Origin of the sequence: Fodinibius salsisoli (assembly GCF_026229185.1) — a bacterium.
GTDB lineage: Bacteria > Bacteroidota > Rhodothermia > Balneolales > Balneolaceae > Fodinibius > Fodinibius salsisoli.
In genome coordinates, this window is the sequence record NZ_JAGGJA010000004.1 from 307,852 (window position 1) to 328,474 (window position 20,623).

Genomic DNA, 20,623 nt, shown 5'->3' on the forward strand with positions numbered 1-20,623 from the left:
TACGCAACTGAGGCGTATTTCTCTGCGCGGGCATGGCCTTACCGGGGAGTTTCCACAATATGTTAACAATGGGAACTTCCGGGATCTGAATATCCTGATTCTGGCCGGGAACGAGCTGACCGGAACGTTGCCGGACTTCAATAACCTGCAAAGCCTCTACTCCTTAGATGTGGGGTATAATAACCTGACGGGAGATATTGGTACGATTCCCGATTTGCCGGATCATATTCGGATCATACGAATAAGTGGCAATAACTTTAGCGGGCCATTCCCCCAAAGCGGCTGGCCGGAGTATTCTCAACTTAAAACTATTCAGATGGAGAGCAACGCCCTTACAGGTAGCATACCCTGTAGCTTTTGGTCAAAGATAGATAACCCCACCCTTGACTACGCCTGGTTCCAGGACAATAAGATCAGTGACCCCTGTTCAAGCGGGGCCGAGGCGATGCAGGGTAATGGAAAGCTCAAATTAGCCTATTAGGTTAGGCATAACGACCATTACACACAGATGGAATTAAGGCATGTGAACTTCAAAAGTATGAGTAGTTTTTACCCATTGTATAAAATGATGGAGAGTGTTTAATGGTTTTATAAAAATTAGGGGCAATGTTTCTAAAAGGACATTTCTAAAAATGCAACCTGCAACTCTAACATATGGGAGAAGTATATACTACTCTATGCATTATTCTAAAGGTCGTTTTAGCTATATAGGATCAAGATCACGGAGCCTAAATTATTTACTAATAACTTTCTGGTAGTAAATTGGCACCAATTTTGTAGGTATTATAGTGAGGCTAAAATCATCTATAATACGTTGGAGGCATTATGAAAGGTATATCATCTCATACTATCTATATATTAGTAGCTATTTTATTGTTTAATTTTTCATGTACAGAGGATCCAGTTAGTAATACTTCAGATTTGGAGGATTCACTTGATCCAGTAGAAAAGGTAGTTGCTATTGAAGGCGGAGAGAGCGCTACCATTACAGTTGAAAAAGATTCTAAAGCTTTTTTCACCATTAAATTTAGTGAAATAAAGCCAAATAATATTATCCAGAATGGGATTAAGGAGGGCTGGTGTATTGATTGGCAAAAACCCATTAATTCTAATAATGGGACTTATAATGAGATTAAGCTTTATTCCACCTACTTGGTAGAAAAATGGATGCCCGTCAATTATTTGCTCAATATTCAAGAGAATTTACAGGCTAATGACCCAGAAATAACCTATCGTGAAATACAGCTGGCCATTTGGTCGCTTCGTGCAAATCCAGAATTTAATTTGGATGAGGTGGATCTTAATGATTTACCAAACAGGTTTATGAAGGATGGACAGGCTGCTTTTAATGCTAAAAAAGTCAACGAAGTTTTAAATATGGTAGAAACCGGGTATCGGGATTACGACTTTTCTCCGTCTGGAACTAAGTTTGCAGTAATTGCTGAAACACCTGTTGATGTACAAACGGTATTTGGTGTGGTGGAAGTAGAAGATGGGAATTGAAAAATTCTACTGCATAGAGATTAAAGAAGCAGAAAAGTATACTGCTACACCTTTGTCAGAAATGATTCTATCAAGAGTTTCAGGGTTGTAACTTACAACATGGGCACAAAAGAGAGCTATAATTTTATAATGGTTTAAATCATATATCTATATTTAAAAGATGAAAAAAGACGCTTCCTTACAGGTTATTTATATTGCTGGAAATGCCTTTTCGGGTTCTACGCTGTTGGATATAATTCTGGGATCGAATGAGGGGTGTTTTAGCGCTGGTGAATTAATGTTTATCACGCGGGAAACGATCATGAAAGAATATTGTTCCTGTGAAAAAAAGATTCCTGAGTGTGAGATCTGGTCGGAGGTATTAAAAATATGGGAAGCCGAGCGTGAGATAACTTATGAAAAATTTCAAGAGCTACATTGGCATTTTGAGAGGAAGAAAACGTTTTTCCGAACACTTTTTAATCATTATTGGCCATCAGCGGCTTTCAAGGATTACCTTCAGGCAACCTTGCAGTTATTTCAGGCCATAAAGAAAGTAACGGGCTGTTCTTTAATTATAGATTCTTCCAAATCTCCTCAGCGCATCGCCATTTTATCAAAGATTGTAAATTTAAAAGTAGTCCACCTTTGTCGTGATTTCACCGGTGTTTTAAATTCATTTAAGGGATCTCCCCAAAAGGATCTAAAAGCAGGCATAGAGGAAAGTCGGCCTCCAGGCAGGACCTGGAAAGTAATGCTGGATTGGGTTTTTACAAATATGGCAATTGAAATTTTTTGTCTGGGGACGGATTCCCAAAAAGTATTCTATCAAAAATATGTCTCCGACCCCGCAGTCTTACAAAAAATCCATCCGATTTTGAAGCGGATAGATGCAGAACGATCATTTTCGGCCTCCCATATGATGGCAGGAAATAAATTGCGCTTAAAAGACAATATAAAAATAAATCCAAAGGTAGGTTTTAGGTACGATAAATTAGACACCAGGCTATTCAAATTTGGAAAGTTATTGGATAACCTATTTCCCTATTGGAGTTAGAAACTATTTTTAGGTATGAAATCAACGAAACTAAAAATTATACTCTATAAATTGTTTGAAAATGTATTGGGTCATAATACTATTCGCAGTTTATATTTAAGCTTGTGCTTACAAAGATACTACAGGGCAAACTGTATTTTTATTCATATACCTAAAGCGGGCGGAACATCTATAGCAAGCGCTGTTATTGGTAAGCGGGCAGGTCATTTTACGGCATCAGAGATTGTAAATCGGATAGGTGAAGATAAATTCAATCAGTTTTTTTCTTTTTCAGTTACAAGAGACCCATACCGGCGCATACTTTCTTCATATAATTTTGTGAAAAATGGAGGCGGGACGGAAGGATCTGTTCGGCAGGAGGACTATTTTAAACGTAAGGAATTTGATTCATTCGAATCATTTATTCTGGACTGGTTACCCAATCAGGATTTAGCGTCTACGAATCTATTATTCAGGCCACAGTATAAATTTATTTGTGATGATAAGGACAATATTTTAGTCGACTATGTGGGGAGATTAGAGGAGCTGGATATCGTCCGGGGTATTTTAAAAAAAAGACTAAGTAAAAAAATTAGCATTGGTAAAAAAAATACGACGGATAAGGTAAAGTCTACTCAAGAATCATTAACACCCGAAATAAGGGAAACCATTTTTAGGTTGTATCAGAAAGATTTTGAGATGTTTGGTTATGAGAAGTAGAGAGAAGTTATTTATGGTTTATAATTATTGACTTAAATATGATTGAGAGAAGAGGATATAGATTGAATCATTCAGATGATCATATAAAAAAGAAGGAAAAAGTTTGTTTCCTGATCCCGGGGATGGATGCAGGAGGGATAGAAAATTATCTATTGCGTTTTTTACAATTTCATGATGATAGAAACTGGAGTTGTACCGTTATTGCCAGAAATGAGAAAACGGGGGATTTGACGAAAGAATATGAGAAGTTAAATGTAAAAATCAGGTATCAGGGGGTTGGATATGCGAATCCTATTAAATGGTATAAGCTGTATCAACATTTTAAATCTGAATCGTACGATACAATCTGTGACTTTAATGGCAACTTTGGCGGTATACCAATGGTTCTCGGTAAATTAGCTGGCATAACCAATAGGATTGTTTTCTACAGGCGTTCATCGCGAGCATATGAATTAACTGTATTAAGAGTTTTTTATGACAACTGTCTTAATAAGTTGGTCAGTACATTTTCCACTAAAATTTTATCTAATTCACAACATGCTCTAAATGTTTTTTTTGAGAATGGGGCAACCTATAATGGCCAATTTAAAATTATTCCCAATGGAATAAACCTGGAAAGCTTTAGAACTAAATATTCAAAGGAAGAGGCGCGGCAAAAAATGGATATCCAACTTAATGCCTATGTATTAGGTCATGTTGGTCGCTTTGATCCAGCCAAAAATCATAAAATGATATTTGCTGTAGCTGCTGAATTAACTAAGGTAATACCCAATATCCGGTTTATCTTTTGTGGAAAGGGGACAGATGGTGATGAGTTTATAGAAGCTACACAGACGTATGGAATTAAGGACCGATGTCACTTTTTAGGGTTACAGGATGATATCCCAATGGTCTTGAAAACAATGGATCTCTTTTATTTTCCGTCCGTCACAGAAGGTCAGCCAAATGCATTGATAGAAGCAATGATTATGGGGATACCGATTTTAGCTTCACAAATTCCGTCCATTTGTGAAATTATTCCAGAAAAATTTCATGATGACATTTTAATTGATCCTAATGACGTCTCCGCTTCTGTCAAGAAAATAATGGATATATATACTATGAGGTTTGAGCAAGTAAGCCTGGAAGAATTTATGAAGCGTAAATTCAATGCAAATAAAAACTTTAAACTATTTGAAAATGAACTCTGATCCTCAAAAAGTACTATTCGCATTTGATGGGACTTTATTCTCTGATGATAAAGGGAACTATTATGGCGTCCACGTTAACGATTCCATTTTTGATAGGTATCTGAATTTAGGAGAGAGTTTATCACTGTTGGTAAGAACAAAGAAAATCAATGAAAAAGATAAAAATCGGATACCTAAGATAACAAATCCCTATTGTAATATAGTCCCCGTTCCAAACTTTAAATCGATAACGGATTTTATCGGTAACGGGGCAAAAGCAAAAGCAATCATTCGTGAAGCGGTTGAACAGAGCAGTGTTATAATAGCAAGACTTCCCAGTGCCATAGGGTCATATGCGGTTCAATTTGCGAATGAATTTAACAAGCCGGTTTTGGGAGAAGTTGTGGCTTGCAATTGGGACTCTTTCTGGTACTACAATTATAAAGGAAAGTTGGTGGCACCATACTTTTATTGGAAGCAAAGAAAGATTATTAAAAACATAGACTATGCCATTTACGTGACGCAACATTTTTTGCAGGATCGTTATCCCAACAATGGCGAATCTATAGGATGTTCAGATGTATCTTTGAAAGAGATTGATAATACAATACTGGATAAAAGGTTAAAGAAAATAGAGGCCCAAAAGTCACCTCTGAAATTGGGTACTGTTGCGGCGCTGAATGTACCTTATAAAAGCCAGGACAATGTTATAAATGTAGTTTCTAAATTGAAAAGTAAAGGTATACATTTTGAATATTCCCTTGTGGGGCAGGGAGACGATAGCCGCCTGAGAAATTTGGTTAAAAAGCTTGGATTGGAGAATGAGGTAAACTTTGTTGGGACGTTAAAACATGCCGAAGTATTTAATTTTTTAGATGAAATTGATATCTACATTCATCCAAGTAAACAGGAAGGGCTGCCCAGAGCCATGGTGGAAGCATTAAGCAGGGCTTTACCAACATTGGGCGCAAGAACTGCGGGCATACCTGAACTTCTTAATGAGGAAGATATTTTTGACAAAGGTGACGAGCAAGCGATTGAACAGATGCTGGCAAATTTGGATAAGGAAAAAATGAAAGAACAAGCCAGCAGAAATTTTGAAAAGTCTAAGAACTACATTGGAGAGAAGCTGAATCAAGAAAGACTCAACTTTTATCATAAATTTTTGAACGACCACAATCTGGAAATCCCCAATAAGCTGGAGTCCAAGGTAAAGGAATTCAGTAATATTTAGGTGAATATCATTCATGAGGAAAGTACTTTATACCGCCAATCTTGCGACTCACATTCTTGCGTTCCATTTACCGTATTTAAAATGGTTTAAAGAGCAGGGATTTGAAGTACACGTTGCTTTTTATGGCGATGAGGGAATCCCTCATGCAGATAAAGTCTGGAATATCCCATTTGGTAGAAATCCATTTTCAAAGTCTAATATTGTAGCGTTGAGGAAATTATGGGGTCTATTCAAAGAACACCGTTTTGATGTGGTACACTGCCACACTCCCATTGCCGGGCTTATCACACGGTTGACAGCAGTTATGTACAGAAGCAAAGGAACCAACGTCTTGTATACTGCTCATGGGTTTCACTTTTACAAGGGAGCTCCTTTAAAAAACTGGCTTACCTACCTGCCTGCAGAATGGATTTTGAGTTTGGTAACAGATGGAGTTATCACGATAAATCGAGAAGATTTTGACTACCTGCATAGATATCATTTTGCCAGTGGTAAACACAAAATTAATGGTATTGGGTTAGACCCAGAGCGATTAAAAGTTAACGGTACAGATAATCGATCAAAATTAAGATCGGAGATAGGCTTTTCTGAAGATGAATTTTTGGTACTCTATATTGCTGAATTTATAGATCGGAAGAATCATCGGTTTGTTATTGAAAATATCCCGTATTTAATTCAGGAAAATCCTGAATTAACCTTTCTATTTGCAGGTAGAGGGGTTCTGCAAGATGAAATGGAGGCGCTGGTCCGGACGTTACAAGTTGAAGACCACGTTAAGTTCCTTGGGTTTCGTGAGGATATCGGGAGATTTTTAGAAATAGCGGATATGGGTATATCGTCAAGCAAACATGAAGGTTTAGGGCTGGGGGTGGCAGAGATGATGTTTAATCAGTTACCCGTTGTTGTCTCTAATGACCGAGGCCACCGAGAGTTAGTTGATCATGGCAGCAATGGATTTATTTTTGAACAAGATAATTCCGAACAGTTCAGATATTACATTTCAAAACTCTATAGAGATAAATCGTTAAGAGAAAAGGTTGGTAAAGCGGCCAAAGAAAGTATGGATAAGTTTATGGTAGATAAGTCGCTCGAGCAAATGACGAGGATTTATAATCAGTACTTATAGTCATTTGCATCAGGATAGATAACTGTTGGTAAATGGGAACAGAAACATCGGTTAAACAGGGAAGTATTGATACAGGCTATTTTTAATACCCTTTGCCGATAACCAATTTAGGTTAAAGCTATAAAACGCAGGTAAAAGTATAATGATTGGTTCAGCTTGGAAAAAAAGCATAAAATTAAATGCCAAGAACCTAATAGGATGGCGCACTAAGCGGAAGATAGTTGTATTTTCCGTTGATGATTACGGCAATGTTCGCCTTGACTCGAAAGAGGCAAGAGATAATCTGGATGCCAATAATATAGCAGTTAAAAGTCCTTTTCCCGGATTCGATTTGTATGATGCCTTGGAAACAGGGGAAGATCTTGAAATGCTTTTTGAGGTTTTAAGATCCGTACAAGACAAAAATGGAAAAAAAGCCGTTTTTAGTCCTTTTGCTGTTCCTTGTAATCCTAATTTTGAAAAAATGAGCGAGGGTGGGTATAAGGAATACATTTATGAATTACTCCCTCAAACGTACAGCAAACTTTCAGCATATTACCCAACAGCTTATGAGGGAGCTTGGGACTTGTGGAAGGAAGGGATTAATCAGGGTTTATTAATCCCACAATTTCATGGTAGAGAACATTTTAACTTAAAAGTCTTTGAGGAAAAGCTAGAAAAAAAAGAAGGTGAGTTGTTAACAATTTTAAAAAATCGGTCTTTTAGCCGAGTACCTGCCGGTACTTATGAGACCATATCCATATCATCTGCTTTTGGTTTTTGGGATTTTGAAGAACATACCCGGTTAAAAAGGATCATAAAGGACGGCTTAAATGTTTTTGAAAAGGTTTTTGGATATCGGGCAAATCACTTTATGTCTCCAGGGGGATGGGAACATCCGCAACTCCATAAGACGTTGAAAGAATGTGGTATAGCGTATATTGATACGCCTATGATAAAACGAGAACATCAAGGGATGGGAAAGTATAAAAGAACGTTTAACTATACGGGAAAGCAAAATGAACTGGGGCAAACGTTTATGGTTCGCAACGTGGTATTTGAACCCATTCATAACAGCGGCGTAGATTGGGTTTCTTATACTATACAGCAGATTGAAGCGGCTTTCCGGTGGAACCGTCCGGCGATTATTAGTTCACACAGAGTGAATTTTTGTGGACACATTGATGAGGGAAACCGTGACAAAGGATTAGAGGCGCTGCAACAACTGCTGAATGAAATTGTCTCTCGTTGGCCAGAAGTAGAATTTATGGCCGCTAATGAATTAGGAGACTTGATCAGTTCGGAATAAAAAAGTGGGGATAATGCTTTGACCGCCAATTCATAATGTGCCGAGTAATTTTTACTCGGACATATAAAAATAACACGAGCTCTGTGCCTTTCTACTTGTACCTATTTCATTTCTGAAATACTGTATCCTTCATAGAATGCTTCTTTAGTATAGAAAATCAGTCCTGTTCTAATCTTATTTACTATTAAACAGAATTATTGCGGATTGGCATAACTGTTGTAATAAACTAAGTGACAGGGATCTAAACCAAATTCTATAATAATGAAGGCAAAGAGAGCCCTTTACCTGGGATACTATCTAAAACAACTTGATAAAAAGAAATTCAGTCTTTTTTTAAATTATACCAGCAAGTTGACCGGACAATCTAAAGCAACTATTCTGTCTGACCTACTGAAATGTGTGTTTAACTATAACATTTCGATTTTGGAATATTTTCAGTTTAGATTTTATGACCTATCTAAACAAGAGAGGAGAAGCTGGGCAGGAACAGGATATATGTACGAGTATCAACTTAAAATGAATCCACCTGATAAGCGTCATATTCTGGAAGATAAAACGCTCTTCTACAAACACTACCGTGATTTTTTTGTACACACAGCAGCGGATATTGAGGCTCTTGAGAGCCAGCCAGCGATTGCAGAGACCATTCTGTCTAATCCGTCGGGCAAGTTGGTACTCAAATCAGCTGATGGGAATTGCGGTAAAGAGGTAGAAATTAAAAGATGTGATGACTTTAGCCCTGGAAGCCTTATTTCTTTTATGAAAGATTCCGGCTACCAGGTAGTTGAGGAATTTGTTGAGCAGCATGCCGAGTTAAATCGATTATCACCTTCTGCTGTTAACACTATCCGGATTTTTACAGAGCTCAACGCTAAAAATGAAGTGAATATATTAGGTTGCCGGCTTCGAATTTCCGTCAATTCATCTGTGGATAATATGGCTGCTGGTAATTTGGCGGCTCCTATTGATGAGAAAAGCGGTCAACTGAGCGGACCGGCGGTATACAGTGATATAACAAAAGAGGAACAAATATATCATCCCATCACGAAGGTTAAAATAACCGGATTTCAGATTCCATTTTGGGAAGAAACAATTAAGATGGTCAAAAAAGCGGCAAAACTACATCCTCAGAATAGGTCCATCGGATGGGATGTAGTCATAACCCCCAAAGGGCCTGGCTTGATTGAAGGGAACCATGATTGGTGTAAGTTATTGTGGCAGCTCCCGGTTAAAAAGGGGATGAAATCTCTGCTTAATGAGTTTTAAACAATGGATTAAGATGATGTATCGAAGCTATGGCAAAAGAATTTTTGATGTTATTATTTCAGTACTTCTTTTAACAGCTTTTTCTCCGCTTTTGGTGGTGATTAGCATTCTGTTGTTTATTCAAAATAAGGGGGACATTTTTTTCTATCAACGACGGCCAGGGTTTAAGGAGCAGCCATTTGAAATCATTAAATTCAAGACCATGACTGATAGAAGGGACGAACAGGGTAATTTGCTACCAGATATGCAGCGAATTACAAAGGTTGGAAGCTGGATTCGCAAGTTGTCGCTGGATGAGCTTCCACAGCTTATCAATGTGTTGAATGGGGATATGAGTCTTATTGGTCCACGGCCGTTACTATTTGAATATATTCCTTATTATAATGAACAGCAGCGGAAAAGACACGAAGTTAAACCCGGGATCACCGGCTGGGCCCAGGTAAATGGGCGGAACTCTATTGATTGGAAGAAAAAATTTGAGCTGGATTGTTTCTATATTGAGCATCTTTCTTTTTCTTTAGACATGAAAATAATAGTTTTAACCGTTGTTAAAATATTGAAAAGGGAAGGTATCAATCAGTCCGAGAATCAACCTATGCAGCCGTTTAGAGGGAGTAACTGAATGAAGAAAGAGCTATATATCATTGGTGCGGGGAGTGTTGGTGGGCATATAGCCTTAAATATTGATGAATATTCCGACAAGTTTAACATTGTTGGTTTTTTAGATGACGATCCTGAGAAAATTGGGACAGAGCAATTCGGGTTTAAGGTAATAGATAAGGTTGATAAAGCACTGGATTTAAAGACTGCAGCTGTAGTGGTTGGCATTGCCTTCCCAAAAATCAAACGGCTATTACTTAAAAAATTAGCCTCCAATTCATCACTGTCATATCCTACGTTGATTCATGAGAAAGCGTGGGTTTCGAAAAGTGTTAAAATAGGAGGGGGCTGTATTATCTATCCAGGGACAACAATTAATTTTAGATCTGAATTGCAGGATTTCGTTGTTATCAATGCGAACTGTTCTCTGGGCCATCATACAAAGGTGGGCAGATATTCAAGCTTTGCCCCGGGCGTATGTACCGGAGGGCATACTACAATCGAAGAGGCCGTTGATATGGGTATTGGGGTATCTACGCTTCAAGATATAAGGATCGGCAGAGAAAGTACCATTGGTGGACAAAGCATGGTTATACATCCTGTTGAAGCTAAATCTGCAGTTGCCGGGGTACCCGCTAAAACTATAGAATAAGATAAACCGAAAAGGTAACGGCCATATTGTGTGGTTCAAAAGATAGTGTCGGATCGTTACCAGAATCAAAAACCGAATATTGGGCACGGGCTTCTATCCCGATTTTTCTACTCGTCCCATGTTCAAGGCCTATTCCTGCTATTACCCCACCATCGTATTCATAATATTGGGCTGATACATCATTGGAGAAATTACCCTCAAAAGCAACACCAACCGGGGCTCCGCTGTTGGTTCCTTTAAAACGAGCATCTAAAAGGTATCCTCCAAAAAAACCGCCACTAAGGTGATAAGTAGTTTTTGCCATTTCCCGACCATAAACTACTCTTTCAGGGGGAACCGTCGTGAGTTGAAACAAAAGTGGCAGCTGGAGATAGAGTAATTTTGTTCGGCTGTTTGTTTGAAATTCTGATCCCCGCAGCGTAAAAGGTTCGTCATACCTTGCACCAAGAAGAATGGCAGAAGGCTCCAGCTGTATGCGAAACGCCTTGGTGATATTGTGCCGGAGTATGAGCCCGCCCTGATAACCAGATACTATATTGGGGTTTAAATTCAACTGAATGTCAGCTCTTTCAAATTTGAACGAATTGAGATGAGAGCTAATATTTAGTCCACCGGATATTCCAACCTTTGTTTGAGCCTTGGCGTTCTCAGTGAACCCTAAAAGAATGACGAATGATAAAACCGAAAGAATAGACAATAGCCGGATGTAAGTCATTTTTATTCTGTATTTAAAAAATCGGTTAACGTTTTCTTATTGCTCCGAATAGCCCGGAGGTATTCAAATGGAAGTATGGAGATACTACCTGGTCCATTATATGAGCATTATTGTTGCATGCTCTTATTTATTAAGCAAGAATAGGTCCAAAATATTCGGATATAATGCAATACCATTGATAAGACCGGCGGCAGATTCTCAAATAAAGCAGTACAGCTGATTTAGGCTCAAGGGGGGCGTTAGGAAAGTAATTATCGCACAGAGGTATAAGCAGGAGGACGGCTCTTGATGCAGGAAATCAAGTAAAATTTACTCATCCATTTGAATAAATGTAACACATCCTACGTAGATATTTGCTTTTTATGGAATGAGAGTTAAACCTAAAAAAACATCTCTCTTTATCCTTAAACGGCTAACAACATACCATCAGATTAACTTGGCATAACTATTGTAACTGAGAATAATATAAGCGGGTTTTTAACTGTGGATATATGAGCGGTTAAAAAACTGGAACTAAGGTCAACGATTTCTATGAATTGATTTGATTAATGTATTATGGATTACTCAGCTCAACGTATTTATCTTTCAACGCCCCATATGGGAGGAGAAGAATTGGATTATGTTCATGATGCATTTCAAAAAAATTGGATTGCTCCATTGGGGGAGAACGTCGATGGGTTTGAGGAAGATTTGCAAAACTATACGCGCAGAGAACATGTAACAGCGGTAACTTCGGGTACGGCTGCAATGCACTTGGCATTGATTATATGTGACGTGCAGCCGGGTGATGAAGTGATCTGCCAGTCACTGACTTTTGCAGCAACAGCAAATCCCATCAAATATCAGGGGGCAACCCCAATTTTTGTAGACTCTGAGGCAGAGACGTGGAATATGGATCCTCAGCTTTTGGAACAGACTATTTTAGATCGGATACAGCAAAAAGGGGAAAAGCCTAAGGCTATTATCGTAGTACATCTCTATGGCATGCCGGCCAAAATTGATTCTATTCTTAAAATCGGTCAAAAATATGACATTCCTGTGATAGAAGATGCCGCGGAAGCGTTAGGAGCCTCTGTCAATGGGAGGAAATGTGGCAACTTTGGAAAATTGTCCATTCTCTCTTTCAATGGAAACAAGATAATTACCACTTCGGGAGGCGGTGCTTTATTGGGAAATGAGGAAGGTTTAATATCTAAAGCCCGATTCCTTTCAACACAGGCCAGAGACCCGGCTCCGCACTATCAGCATTCAGAGCTTGGCTACAATTATCGGATGAGCAATATTGTTGCAGGTATTGGAAGGGGACAGATAAAGGTTTTGGATAAGCATGTAGAGAAGAGGCGGTCCAATCACAATTATTATTTTGAAGAATTAAATGGAAACTGGCTCGAAACCGGGTATAACGATTCTTCATCTGAGGTAGGTTTTAGTAGAAATAATGAAACAAACGGAATTTATTTTTTACAAGAACCGGACGGGTACTTTAGCAACCGCTGGCTAACGACAATCCTTGTCAATCCAGAAGAGTCTGGCGGGATAACCAGAGAGCATATCCGGCTATCATTAGCAGAGCAGAATATAGAATGCCGTCCGTTGTGGAAACCTATGCACCAGCAACCGCTCTATAAAGACTCCATATATTATGGGAATGGGCTGTCTGATACATTATTTAAATATGGGCTTTGTCTTCCCTCGGGAAGTAATCTGACTGAGCAGGAGTTATCGCGTATTGTAGATAGTATCAAAGTTTGTCTAAGAGAGTATCGGTCTCAGGTTATATAAATACACAGCTGTAAACCTCAAATCTTTGTTAATGCATCCTTTGATGCCACTGCCTTCAATAGGATAGTGACTTTTTAACCAGCCTACCATTACCCAAAGGTTAAAAATGAATTTGTCGAGTAATTTTTACTCGATACGTTGAACAATAATAACACATCTAATTGCAGAGGGTACGTTTCTGTTTTTTACGAGAGCCTTCCTTTTATAAAACTTGATAAGACTAAAGGGGCATCATAGACATATAGTACCGTTTATCACACAATGCCAAAGCTTGTTTGAGTATACATATTGAATTGGCATAACTCTTGTATTATAAAAATAGTCGGATCAGTATGTGAACTAAGGTTCGAAAGTAATTGGCTGAGAGGGAATAATAGTAGAATACAGTCATTAGATTTCAAAAAATGCTATAAAGACAGGAGAAAATGATTGAGGCTCAAATGGAAATAGAATCTTATAAGGATAAATATAAGTATAGAAATAAGTATACAAGAGGATTATGTTTTTTGGTTGGGGATGCGTTCTTACTACTCTTTTCAGCATTTTTTGCCTATAAGCTTCTTTCTACATCTGTAACCACTTTTGAATTATTCCCCATTATACAGACCGTAATTATAATGGGATCAGTATTGGTGGCTCTTGCTGCTTTCAGGATGTATTTGGTAAACTGGAGATACACAAGTTTGAGAGAGATGATTAGAATTATTCTGGCAGTAGTTGTGGGAGGAGGGGTATCGCTTGTTTTAGCCGGACTTTTGCCAGATCTGATCAACTATGAAAATGCATTTGCTGCTCTTATGCTGACCAGTGCTACCTTACTAATAGGTGGATTTAGGATTAGTAAAAGATTGTATTGTGAGTTTGTAAATCCCTCCCATAAGGAGAAAAAGCATACGATTATTTATGGGGGAGAAAGCATGGGCGAACAGATACTACGCGATATTCTTAGAAATGATGAGTGGAATCTATCGGTTTACGGCATTTTTGATGATCGAATTCTGCCAGGTTTGCTTATGCATGGGGTATACACATTGGGAGGTCAGGAAGAGATGATTAATCATATACGCCAATATCCGGTAAAACTCTTAATTATTGCCTTTCCTGAAATACCAAAGGGAGATTTGAAAAGACTCATTGATGAAGTTAAAGAAATACGTCCGGATATGGATATCAAAGTCCTTCCGTCTTTTCATTCCATAACAGATGATCCGGTTGGAGTCAGACATATACGAGATGTTAGTTATGAAGATATTTTGGGTAGAGATCCTGTAGAAATTGATATAGACTCAATAAAAGCCAGCATTGAAGGAAAGAACGTTTTAGTTACGGGGGCCGGGGGATCAATAGGTAGCGAGCTGGTTCGGCAGTGTGCAGGGCAAAGCCCTAATAAATTGATTGCCTTAGACATTGATGAGACCGAGTTATTTTATCTGAAAAATGAATTTAAAGGAACGGGGACAGAAGTTATTTCCTATGTAGGAAACATTACAGATGAGGCCAAGATGGACCGCGTTATGAACCAGGTTCAGCCTGATATCATCTTTCATGCTGCAGCTTATAAACATGTTCCAATGATGGAAAGTTTTCCAGATGAAGCCATCAAAGTAAATATGGGAGGGACCTCTACATTGGCAACACTCGCTTGTAAATATAAGGTTGATAAGTTTGTGATGATATCGACTGATAAAGCTGTGAATCCTACCAATGTAATGGGGGCCACAAAACGAGTAGCTGAAGAAATTTGCATGGCCAAGAATGGGACATGCCAGACAAAATTTATTTCAGTTCGGTTTGGCAATGTCTTAGGCTCAAGAGGATCGGTGGTACCCATATTTATTGATCAGATTAAGAACGGTGGCCCGGTAACGGTAACCGACCCCCGAATGAAACGCTACTTCATGACGATCCCGGAAGCCGTGTTGTTAGTAATGCAGGCAGGGTCTATGGGCAATGGAGGAGAAGTTTTTGTTCTGGATATGGGAGAGCCAGTTAAGATACTGGATATGGCCAAAGATCTTATCCGTCTGCATAATCTGGAGCCTGGGAAAGATATCCATATTCAGATTACTGGCCTTCGGCCGGGTGAAAAGTTATTTGAAGAACTTTTAAATGCTGAAGAGGGCGTAACGGAAACCAAGCATAAAGAGATTTTCAAAGCCGTTTGTAGCAGAAAGATGAATGCTGAAGAACTTGAGGAAAGGGTTTACCATTTATTGAACCATCTTGAAAATGGTAGTACTGAGTATGTTAGAGAGCATTTGAGGGCTATTGTACCAACCTATTCATATAAAGAAATAAATAAAGTTAATGGAAAAATAAGAGTATCGGATAGATCACTGCTTGCCGGATGATTGGTAAGCCATAAAGAATAAAATATAGTACCAATGTCGTTTACAGTTACTTTTATAATAATTATCCAAAGTCATCTACTTAGTTTTACCAACGGTTATACCCTGGGATTGGATGATAGAGATGAGAATTAAAAGAAATGCAATTTAATATAAATAAGGTCTTAAAATGTCCAATTTACTTCATAAAAATAACAATCCGCATGGGGAATTAGATAAGTTCCAGTATGTCCCCAGGTCAAATGCGTCTAATAGCCAAACCAGCGTTCTGGATCCGCATAAAATTATATCTATTCTGCTTAAATATAAATGGATTGTAGCTCTGTTCTTAGTGATGGGCGCGACGGCCGCTTGGTTCTACGCTGATACCGTAACTCCTACTTATCTGAGTAACGGGAAGATAATAATAAGCTCTACTGATCAGTCGCCTACTGATGAGCTTTCCAAGATAATTTCCCAAACTACAGGGCAGGGTACCAGCTCAACCCTTGAAAATGAACTACAAGTGTTACAGTCTCGGAAGTTTGCGCTACAAGTAGCTGAAGACCTAATATCTAAAGAACCGGGAAGCCGAAAAGAGTTTCCCATTTTGTGGCAAGCAGATGAAAATGGAGATGTTTATAAATCATCACAAGATAAAGTAGCCGATAAAATAGAAAAAGGGACCAAGTTTCAGAAAGTCCAGGAAGAGTCGGATGTTATTGAGGTCAGCTTTATAAGTCCCTCGCCAGAGGAAGCGGCTGAAGTGGTAAATGCAGTGATGGAAACTTATATCACAATTTCAAAGCAACAAAGCAGGAAAGCTGCTCAGGCAACCACAGAGTTTCTGGAACAGGAAAAGCAAAAGCTGCAGGGTAAATTACAGGAGTCTGAACAGGAGCTTCGAAGATATATGGATTCTACGGGTCTTGTCGATGTTGAAGAACAGAGTACAGGCATGGTAGCGCAAAAGTCAGATACTGAGGCTGAATTGCGGCGCATTAATTTAGAGTTGGAAGCTATTACAGAAAATATAGGTAATTATGAGAATCAACTTGAAAGAGTAAAGCCCGGACTTTCCGAGCAATTTTCAGAGGCCATTGGACCTCGGATTCGAAACTCACAAGAAATGCTGGCTCGTATGGAACAGGAAAAGTCTTTAATTATTGCTAAGAACCCGGGGGTTTTACAACGGGATCCTCTGCCATCGCGATTACAGTATCTTAATAAAGAAATTACCCGCCTGAAAAGTGAAATAGACAGCATGTCCCAAAAGCTTTTCACAAGTGATAATGAGTTTTTGGGTATCAATGGTGAAGACAGGGCAGAGATGGTTTCCAGGATTCAAACTCGGTTGGTTGAGTTACGGATGCAGAAAAATCAGTTGGAGTCTCGACGCAGCACACTTTCCACCCACAAAAATGAGATGGATGCCAACTTTAATTCTTTACCCGAGGGAATGGTCAAGTTGGCTAAATTGCAGAGAGAGGTTAGAATCAATGAGGAGCTTTATCTGAATGTACTACGGCAGTATGCAGACATGTCTGTGCTAAGGCAGTCCCAATTTGGATTTGGTCGCGTTGTGGATCCGGGTTATGTACCTGATATACCGGTCGGGCCAAATAAGAAGATCTTTTTAGTACTGGGCTTAATGTTGGGAGGGATTTTAGCAGCTGGCTATATCTTTATAAAAGAGTTCAGAGATAATAGTATTAACAATGTGGGGCAGCTCAGAACCATTTACTTGCCCCCGATTACTGTTATCCCTTCATTCGAGAAGCTATCAAATGGAGACATAAAGTCGTTTGAAAAGGGTAAGGGAAAGGTACCTAAAGAGTTAGTCTTATTACAAAACAATTCAAGTATTGCCTCAGAAGCGGTTAGGCGTCTGAAAAACAATATTATCTACCAGCAGGGCGAAAAACCACCCCAGACTATTGTTATTACCAGCGCTGAAAAGGGAGACGGAAAATCAACAGTGGCATCCAATTTAGGCATTGCTCTGGCTGAAGAGGGCTATTGGACCTTGATCATCGGAACTGATTTTCGTCGACCTAAACTTCATAAATATTTTGGCTTAGACGGTGAAAATGGGTTGGTGAATTATTTGCAGGGCGAGCTCACATTCGACGAGCTAATCCAGGATACCGATGTAGATACCCTCAAGATAATTTCAGCAGGGAGTGGTGCTGATATTCCTGATGTCATTAGTAACAGTACCAAGTTCCAGAAACTGATGGAGAAAATGAAGGAAGTGTTTGATGTTATCATTCTGGATACTCCACCATATGGTATCATCAGTGATTCTACTGCAATGCTTAAACAGGCAGATGCAACAGTGGTAGTAGCTAAATATAGAAAGACTAATAAGGGAATGATGTTTAGAACGATGGAAGAACTTGAACAGATTAATGCCAATGTAATAAGTATTGTTCTCAATGATTTTGATTATCGCAAAGAGACCAACAGTTATTATGGCAGTGGTTATTACCAATCGCTCTACAGTAATTACGAAGATTATCTATAGAAAGACCAACGTAAAAAGCAGGCTATTTAAAATTTAAATAAATAAAGTTATGCAAAGGAAAATAATATATATCATCATTGCTGTCACATCATTTGTTCTGTACGGAGTTTCCCCATTATATGCGCAGATACCTGCAGATGGAGGGCTCAGTAACCGATATATCCGAGTTGCTGAAATAGGACAATTGACGGATTCAGTAAGCGTTTGGGGAGACGTAGCCAGTGCTGGTCGTTATATTATACCAGAGGGAACGAATCTTCCAGAATTGATATCTTATAGTTTTGGATATACCCAACTTCGAGGTAGGGAATCAGACATAAACTGGGCAAAAACCCAAATTGAAGTCAAAGTATCTCGTTATCAAGAGCACAGAAGTCAGGTGGATGTCGCTTTATTCAGATACAGATACCAAGATCCTGAACCTGTGGAGATGTTTGAGTTTGATCTTCAAAATAATGATATCGTGACGCTCCAGGTAAGGAGGAAACCGTCATTTGGCGACTATGTAGGGGTCGTTGCTCCAGTATTGAGTGTTCTTGCAACCTCAATACTGCTATTAGAAAACCTCAGATAAAGCTGTCGGTAGTTATGGCTATAATTTAAATTTTGGAGATTCAATTTTGCCTAAAACATTAAAAAAAATATTCTACGTCCTTCCTGAAGGCGACCCGCTTAAATTATTTATACTTCTGTTGCTCATGCTTTTTGCGGCTGTCATGGAAGTGGTTGGTATCGGGATGATTCCAGCTTTTGTGGCCATTGTAGCTGATCCGGAGAGGGTTATGCAAATACAGTGGTTACAGCCTATGTTTTCGATCCTGCAGATAGAATCCTCCCGCGATCTTTTAATCTGGGGATCTGTTGCATTGTTAGGTATTTTCATCATCAAGAGCGCTTATATCATTACATTCAATTATTATGAAGCCCGGTTTTTGTATACCAGGAGATATACCATCAGTCACCGGATGATGAAATCATATATGCATGCTCCTTATACTTTTCATCTAAATAGGAATACGGCTGAATTATTACGGAATATAGCGCATGAGGTTAATGTATTTATAAATAATGTGGTCTCAAATATGCTAAAGATGACCAGAGAGGGAGTGATGGCATTTTCCATTCTGACTTTTCTTTTCGTTATGGAACCGCTGATAACATTGCTTGTGATAAGTTTGTCAGGGGTAGGGGCCGGTACTTTTATTTTGTTTAATAAAAGGAAAATGAAGGAATATGGAGAGGAGGAACAGAAACGAAGAACAGGGATGATTAAGGCATTGAATCAAGGATTAGGGGGAATAAAAGATGCGCGTGTTTTAAATAGAGAAGAAGAGTTTATAGATAAATTTAGTATAGAAACACTCATAAGCACGCGACTAAAGATCTATATTAGGTTTATCCAGCAAATACCACGACCAGTTGTAGAAACTACAGCAGTACTGGGAATGCTTTTAGTCGCAGTGCTGCTGGTATGGCAGGAGCGATCAATGGGAGCCATAATCCCAATATTAACGCTGTTTGCTATGGCTACCGTACGTTTGATGCCTTCAATACAGCAGCTGGTATCGAACTATACCAATTTAAGGTATAATATGGTTTCCCTTGAACCCTTGTATAATGACCTGAAGGAACTGGAAGAATATAATACCAAATTTTTAGAAGATCGCAGGAGTAACAAGCTCCTTGACTTTAACAAGAAAATTGAAATCAGAAATGTTAACTATCGTTATCCGCAAGGAGACGTTGAGGCCTTACACCAGATTTCTATTACTATTCCCAAGGGAAAGGCCGTAGCTTTTGTGGGAGCCTCAGGAGCGGGTAAAACTACAATGGTAGACCTTATATTGGGACTGTTAGAACCGAACGAAGGCGATATTCTTGTAGATGGTACCAACATTAATGGCTGTATTTCAGCTTGGCAAAGGAATATAGGGTATATTCCGCAATCAATTTATCTGGCTGATGAAACCTTGCGTTCGAATATTGCATTTGGGCTTCCAGAGGCCGAGATTGATGACTCAAAAGTAAAGGAGGCCATTAGGTTAGCACAATTAGAAACAATGGTAAGCCATCTTCCTCATGGCTTAGATACCATCGTAGGGGAAAATGGTACCCGGCTTTCCGGGGGACAACGTCAGCGTGTGGGTATTGCTCGAGCTCTTTATCATAACCCAAAGGTTTTGATAATGGATGAGGCTACCTCTGCGTTGGACAATATCACAGAGAAACAAATTACCAGTGCCATAGAATCATTGAAAGGGGAGCGTACACTAATTATGATCGCTCACAGACTTACAACCGTAAAAAATTGTGATAAGCTCTATTTTATGGAAGAGGGAGAAATAATCCAAGAGGGAAGCTATCATGATCTGGTCGATTCAAATATAAAGTTTCGAGAAATGGCCTTGGAAAGCTGAAGTTTAAGAGGAAAGAAATGGTCCAAACCTTCTCGTGGTTTCTCTTTTATTAAGACTAAAATAACATCCGTAAATATTTACTCGCCGGAGTAAATATTACTCACTTGAAATTACCACAGGTAAAATTAAAAGCCATTTTAAAGGGCTGAATAAACGTTTTGTTGGATTTATAAGAGGGAGGATGAATAAAAAATAGGTAGCAAGATGTATGGCACGTTTTTTGAAATATATGTGATACATCCATGTAAACTTACAGAATAGTATTTTGAATGCTTCAAAAAA

At 38.8% G+C, this 20,623-nt stretch carries 16 protein-coding genes and 1 pseudogene; 16 read left to right on the plus strand and 1 reads right to left on the minus strand.

The window, feature by feature from the left end; all coding sequences use genetic code 11:
* The 11 genes and pseudogenes from J6I44_RS07845 to J6I44_RS07895 all read left to right on the plus strand — a co-directional run.
* Nucleotides 1–481, plus strand: a pseudogene (locus tag J6I44_RS07845) (hypothetical protein); the annotation flags it as partial.
* Between the two features lie 344 nt (nt 482–825).
* Nucleotides 826–1,503: a hypothetical protein gene (locus J6I44_RS07850; RefSeq protein ID WP_265765501.1), complete on the plus strand. Its 678-nt coding sequence runs from the start codon at nt 826–828 to the stop codon at nt 1,501–1,503.
* A 301-nt stretch (nt 1,504–1,804) separates the two neighbouring features.
* A complete protein-coding gene (locus J6I44_RS07855) occupies nt 1,805–2,539 on the plus strand; it encodes a hypothetical protein (protein WP_265765502.1) in 735 nt (244 codons plus the stop codon).
* Nucleotides 2,540–2,554: 15 nt separating this feature from the next.
* On the plus strand, nt 2,555–3,238 hold the full coding sequence (locus tag J6I44_RS07860) for a sulfotransferase family 2 domain-containing protein (protein ID WP_265765503.1): 684 nt from the start codon (nt 2,555–2,557) through the stop codon (nt 3,236–3,238).
* A gap of 38 nt (nt 3,239–3,276) precedes the next feature.
* Nucleotides 3,277–4,428 carry a glycosyltransferase gene (locus J6I44_RS07865; RefSeq protein WP_265765504.1) on the plus strand — a complete coding sequence of 384 codons (1,152 nt, stop codon included), beginning with the start codon at nt 3,277–3,279 and terminating at the stop codon, nt 4,426–4,428.
* Nucleotides 4,418–5,641: a glycosyltransferase gene (locus J6I44_RS07870; protein WP_265765505.1), complete on the plus strand. Its 1,224-nt coding sequence runs from the start codon at nt 4,418–4,420 to the stop codon at nt 5,639–5,641. Before J6I44_RS07865 ends, J6I44_RS07870 begins: the two co-directional genes overlap by 11 nt.
* Before the next feature lie 13 nt (nt 5,642–5,654).
* A complete protein-coding gene (locus J6I44_RS07875; protein WP_265765506.1) occupies nt 5,655–6,767 on the plus strand; it encodes a glycosyltransferase family 4 protein in 1,113 nt (370 codons plus the stop codon).
* A gap of 142 nt (nt 6,768–6,909) precedes the next feature.
* Nucleotides 6,910–8,055 carry a hypothetical protein gene (locus tag J6I44_RS07880; protein ID WP_265765507.1) on the plus strand — a complete coding sequence of 382 codons (1,146 nt, stop codon included), beginning with the start codon at nt 6,910–6,912 and terminating at the stop codon, nt 8,053–8,055.
* Nucleotides 8,056–8,316: 261 nt separating this feature from the next.
* Nucleotides 8,317–9,321: a sugar-transfer associated ATP-grasp domain-containing protein gene (locus tag J6I44_RS07885; protein ID WP_265765508.1), complete on the plus strand. Its 1,005-nt coding sequence runs from the start codon at nt 8,317–8,319 to the stop codon at nt 9,319–9,321.
* On the plus strand, nt 9,311–9,943 hold the full coding sequence (locus J6I44_RS07890) for a sugar transferase (RefSeq protein ID WP_286670493.1): 633 nt from the start codon (nt 9,311–9,313) through the stop codon (nt 9,941–9,943). The genes J6I44_RS07885 and J6I44_RS07890 overlap by 11 nt, the downstream gene beginning before the upstream one ends.
* Nucleotides 9,944–10,573 (plus strand): acetyltransferase, encoded by a 630-nt coding sequence (locus J6I44_RS07895; protein ID WP_265765509.1) that lies wholly within the window; start codon nt 9,944–9,946, stop codon nt 10,571–10,573.
* Here J6I44_RS07895 and J6I44_RS07900 read toward each other — a convergent pair.
* On the minus strand, nt 10,563–11,288 hold the full coding sequence (locus tag J6I44_RS07900; RefSeq protein ID WP_265765510.1) for an outer membrane beta-barrel protein: 726 nt from the start codon (nt 11,286–11,288) through the stop codon (nt 10,563–10,565). The two genes, J6I44_RS07895 and J6I44_RS07900, sit on opposite strands and share 11 nt — an antisense overlap.
* Nucleotides 11,289–11,843: 555 nt before the next feature.
* On the opposite strand from J6I44_RS07900, the gene J6I44_RS07905 reads away from it, so the two are divergent.
* The 5 genes from J6I44_RS07905 (at nt 11,844) to J6I44_RS07925 (ending at nt 20,341) form a co-directional block, all read left to right on the plus strand.
* On the plus strand, nt 11,844–13,070 hold the full coding sequence (locus tag J6I44_RS07905; RefSeq protein ID WP_265765511.1) for a DegT/DnrJ/EryC1/StrS family aminotransferase: 1,227 nt from the start codon (nt 11,844–11,846) through the stop codon (nt 13,068–13,070).
* A gap of 692 nt (nt 13,071–13,762) precedes the next feature.
* Nucleotides 13,763–15,421 (plus strand): polysaccharide biosynthesis protein, encoded by a 1,659-nt coding sequence (locus tag J6I44_RS07910; RefSeq protein ID WP_434084229.1) that lies wholly within the window; start codon nt 13,763–13,765, stop codon nt 15,419–15,421.
* Between the two features lie 166 nt (nt 15,422–15,587).
* On the plus strand, nt 15,588–17,924 hold the full coding sequence (locus J6I44_RS07915) for a GumC family protein (RefSeq protein ID WP_265765512.1): 2,337 nt from the start codon (nt 15,588–15,590) through the stop codon (nt 17,922–17,924).
* A 49-nt stretch (nt 17,925–17,973) separates the two neighbouring features.
* Nucleotides 17,974–18,498, plus strand: a complete 525-nt coding sequence (locus J6I44_RS07920) for a hypothetical protein (RefSeq protein ID WP_265765513.1) — start codon at nt 17,974–17,976, stop codon at nt 18,496–18,498.
* A 46-nt stretch (nt 18,499–18,544) separates the two neighbouring features.
* Nucleotides 18,545–20,341: an ABC transporter ATP-binding protein gene (locus tag J6I44_RS07925; RefSeq protein WP_265765514.1), complete on the plus strand. Its 1,797-nt coding sequence runs from the start codon at nt 18,545–18,547 to the stop codon at nt 20,339–20,341.
* The last annotated feature ends 282 nt before the right edge of the window (nt 20,342–20,623 follow it).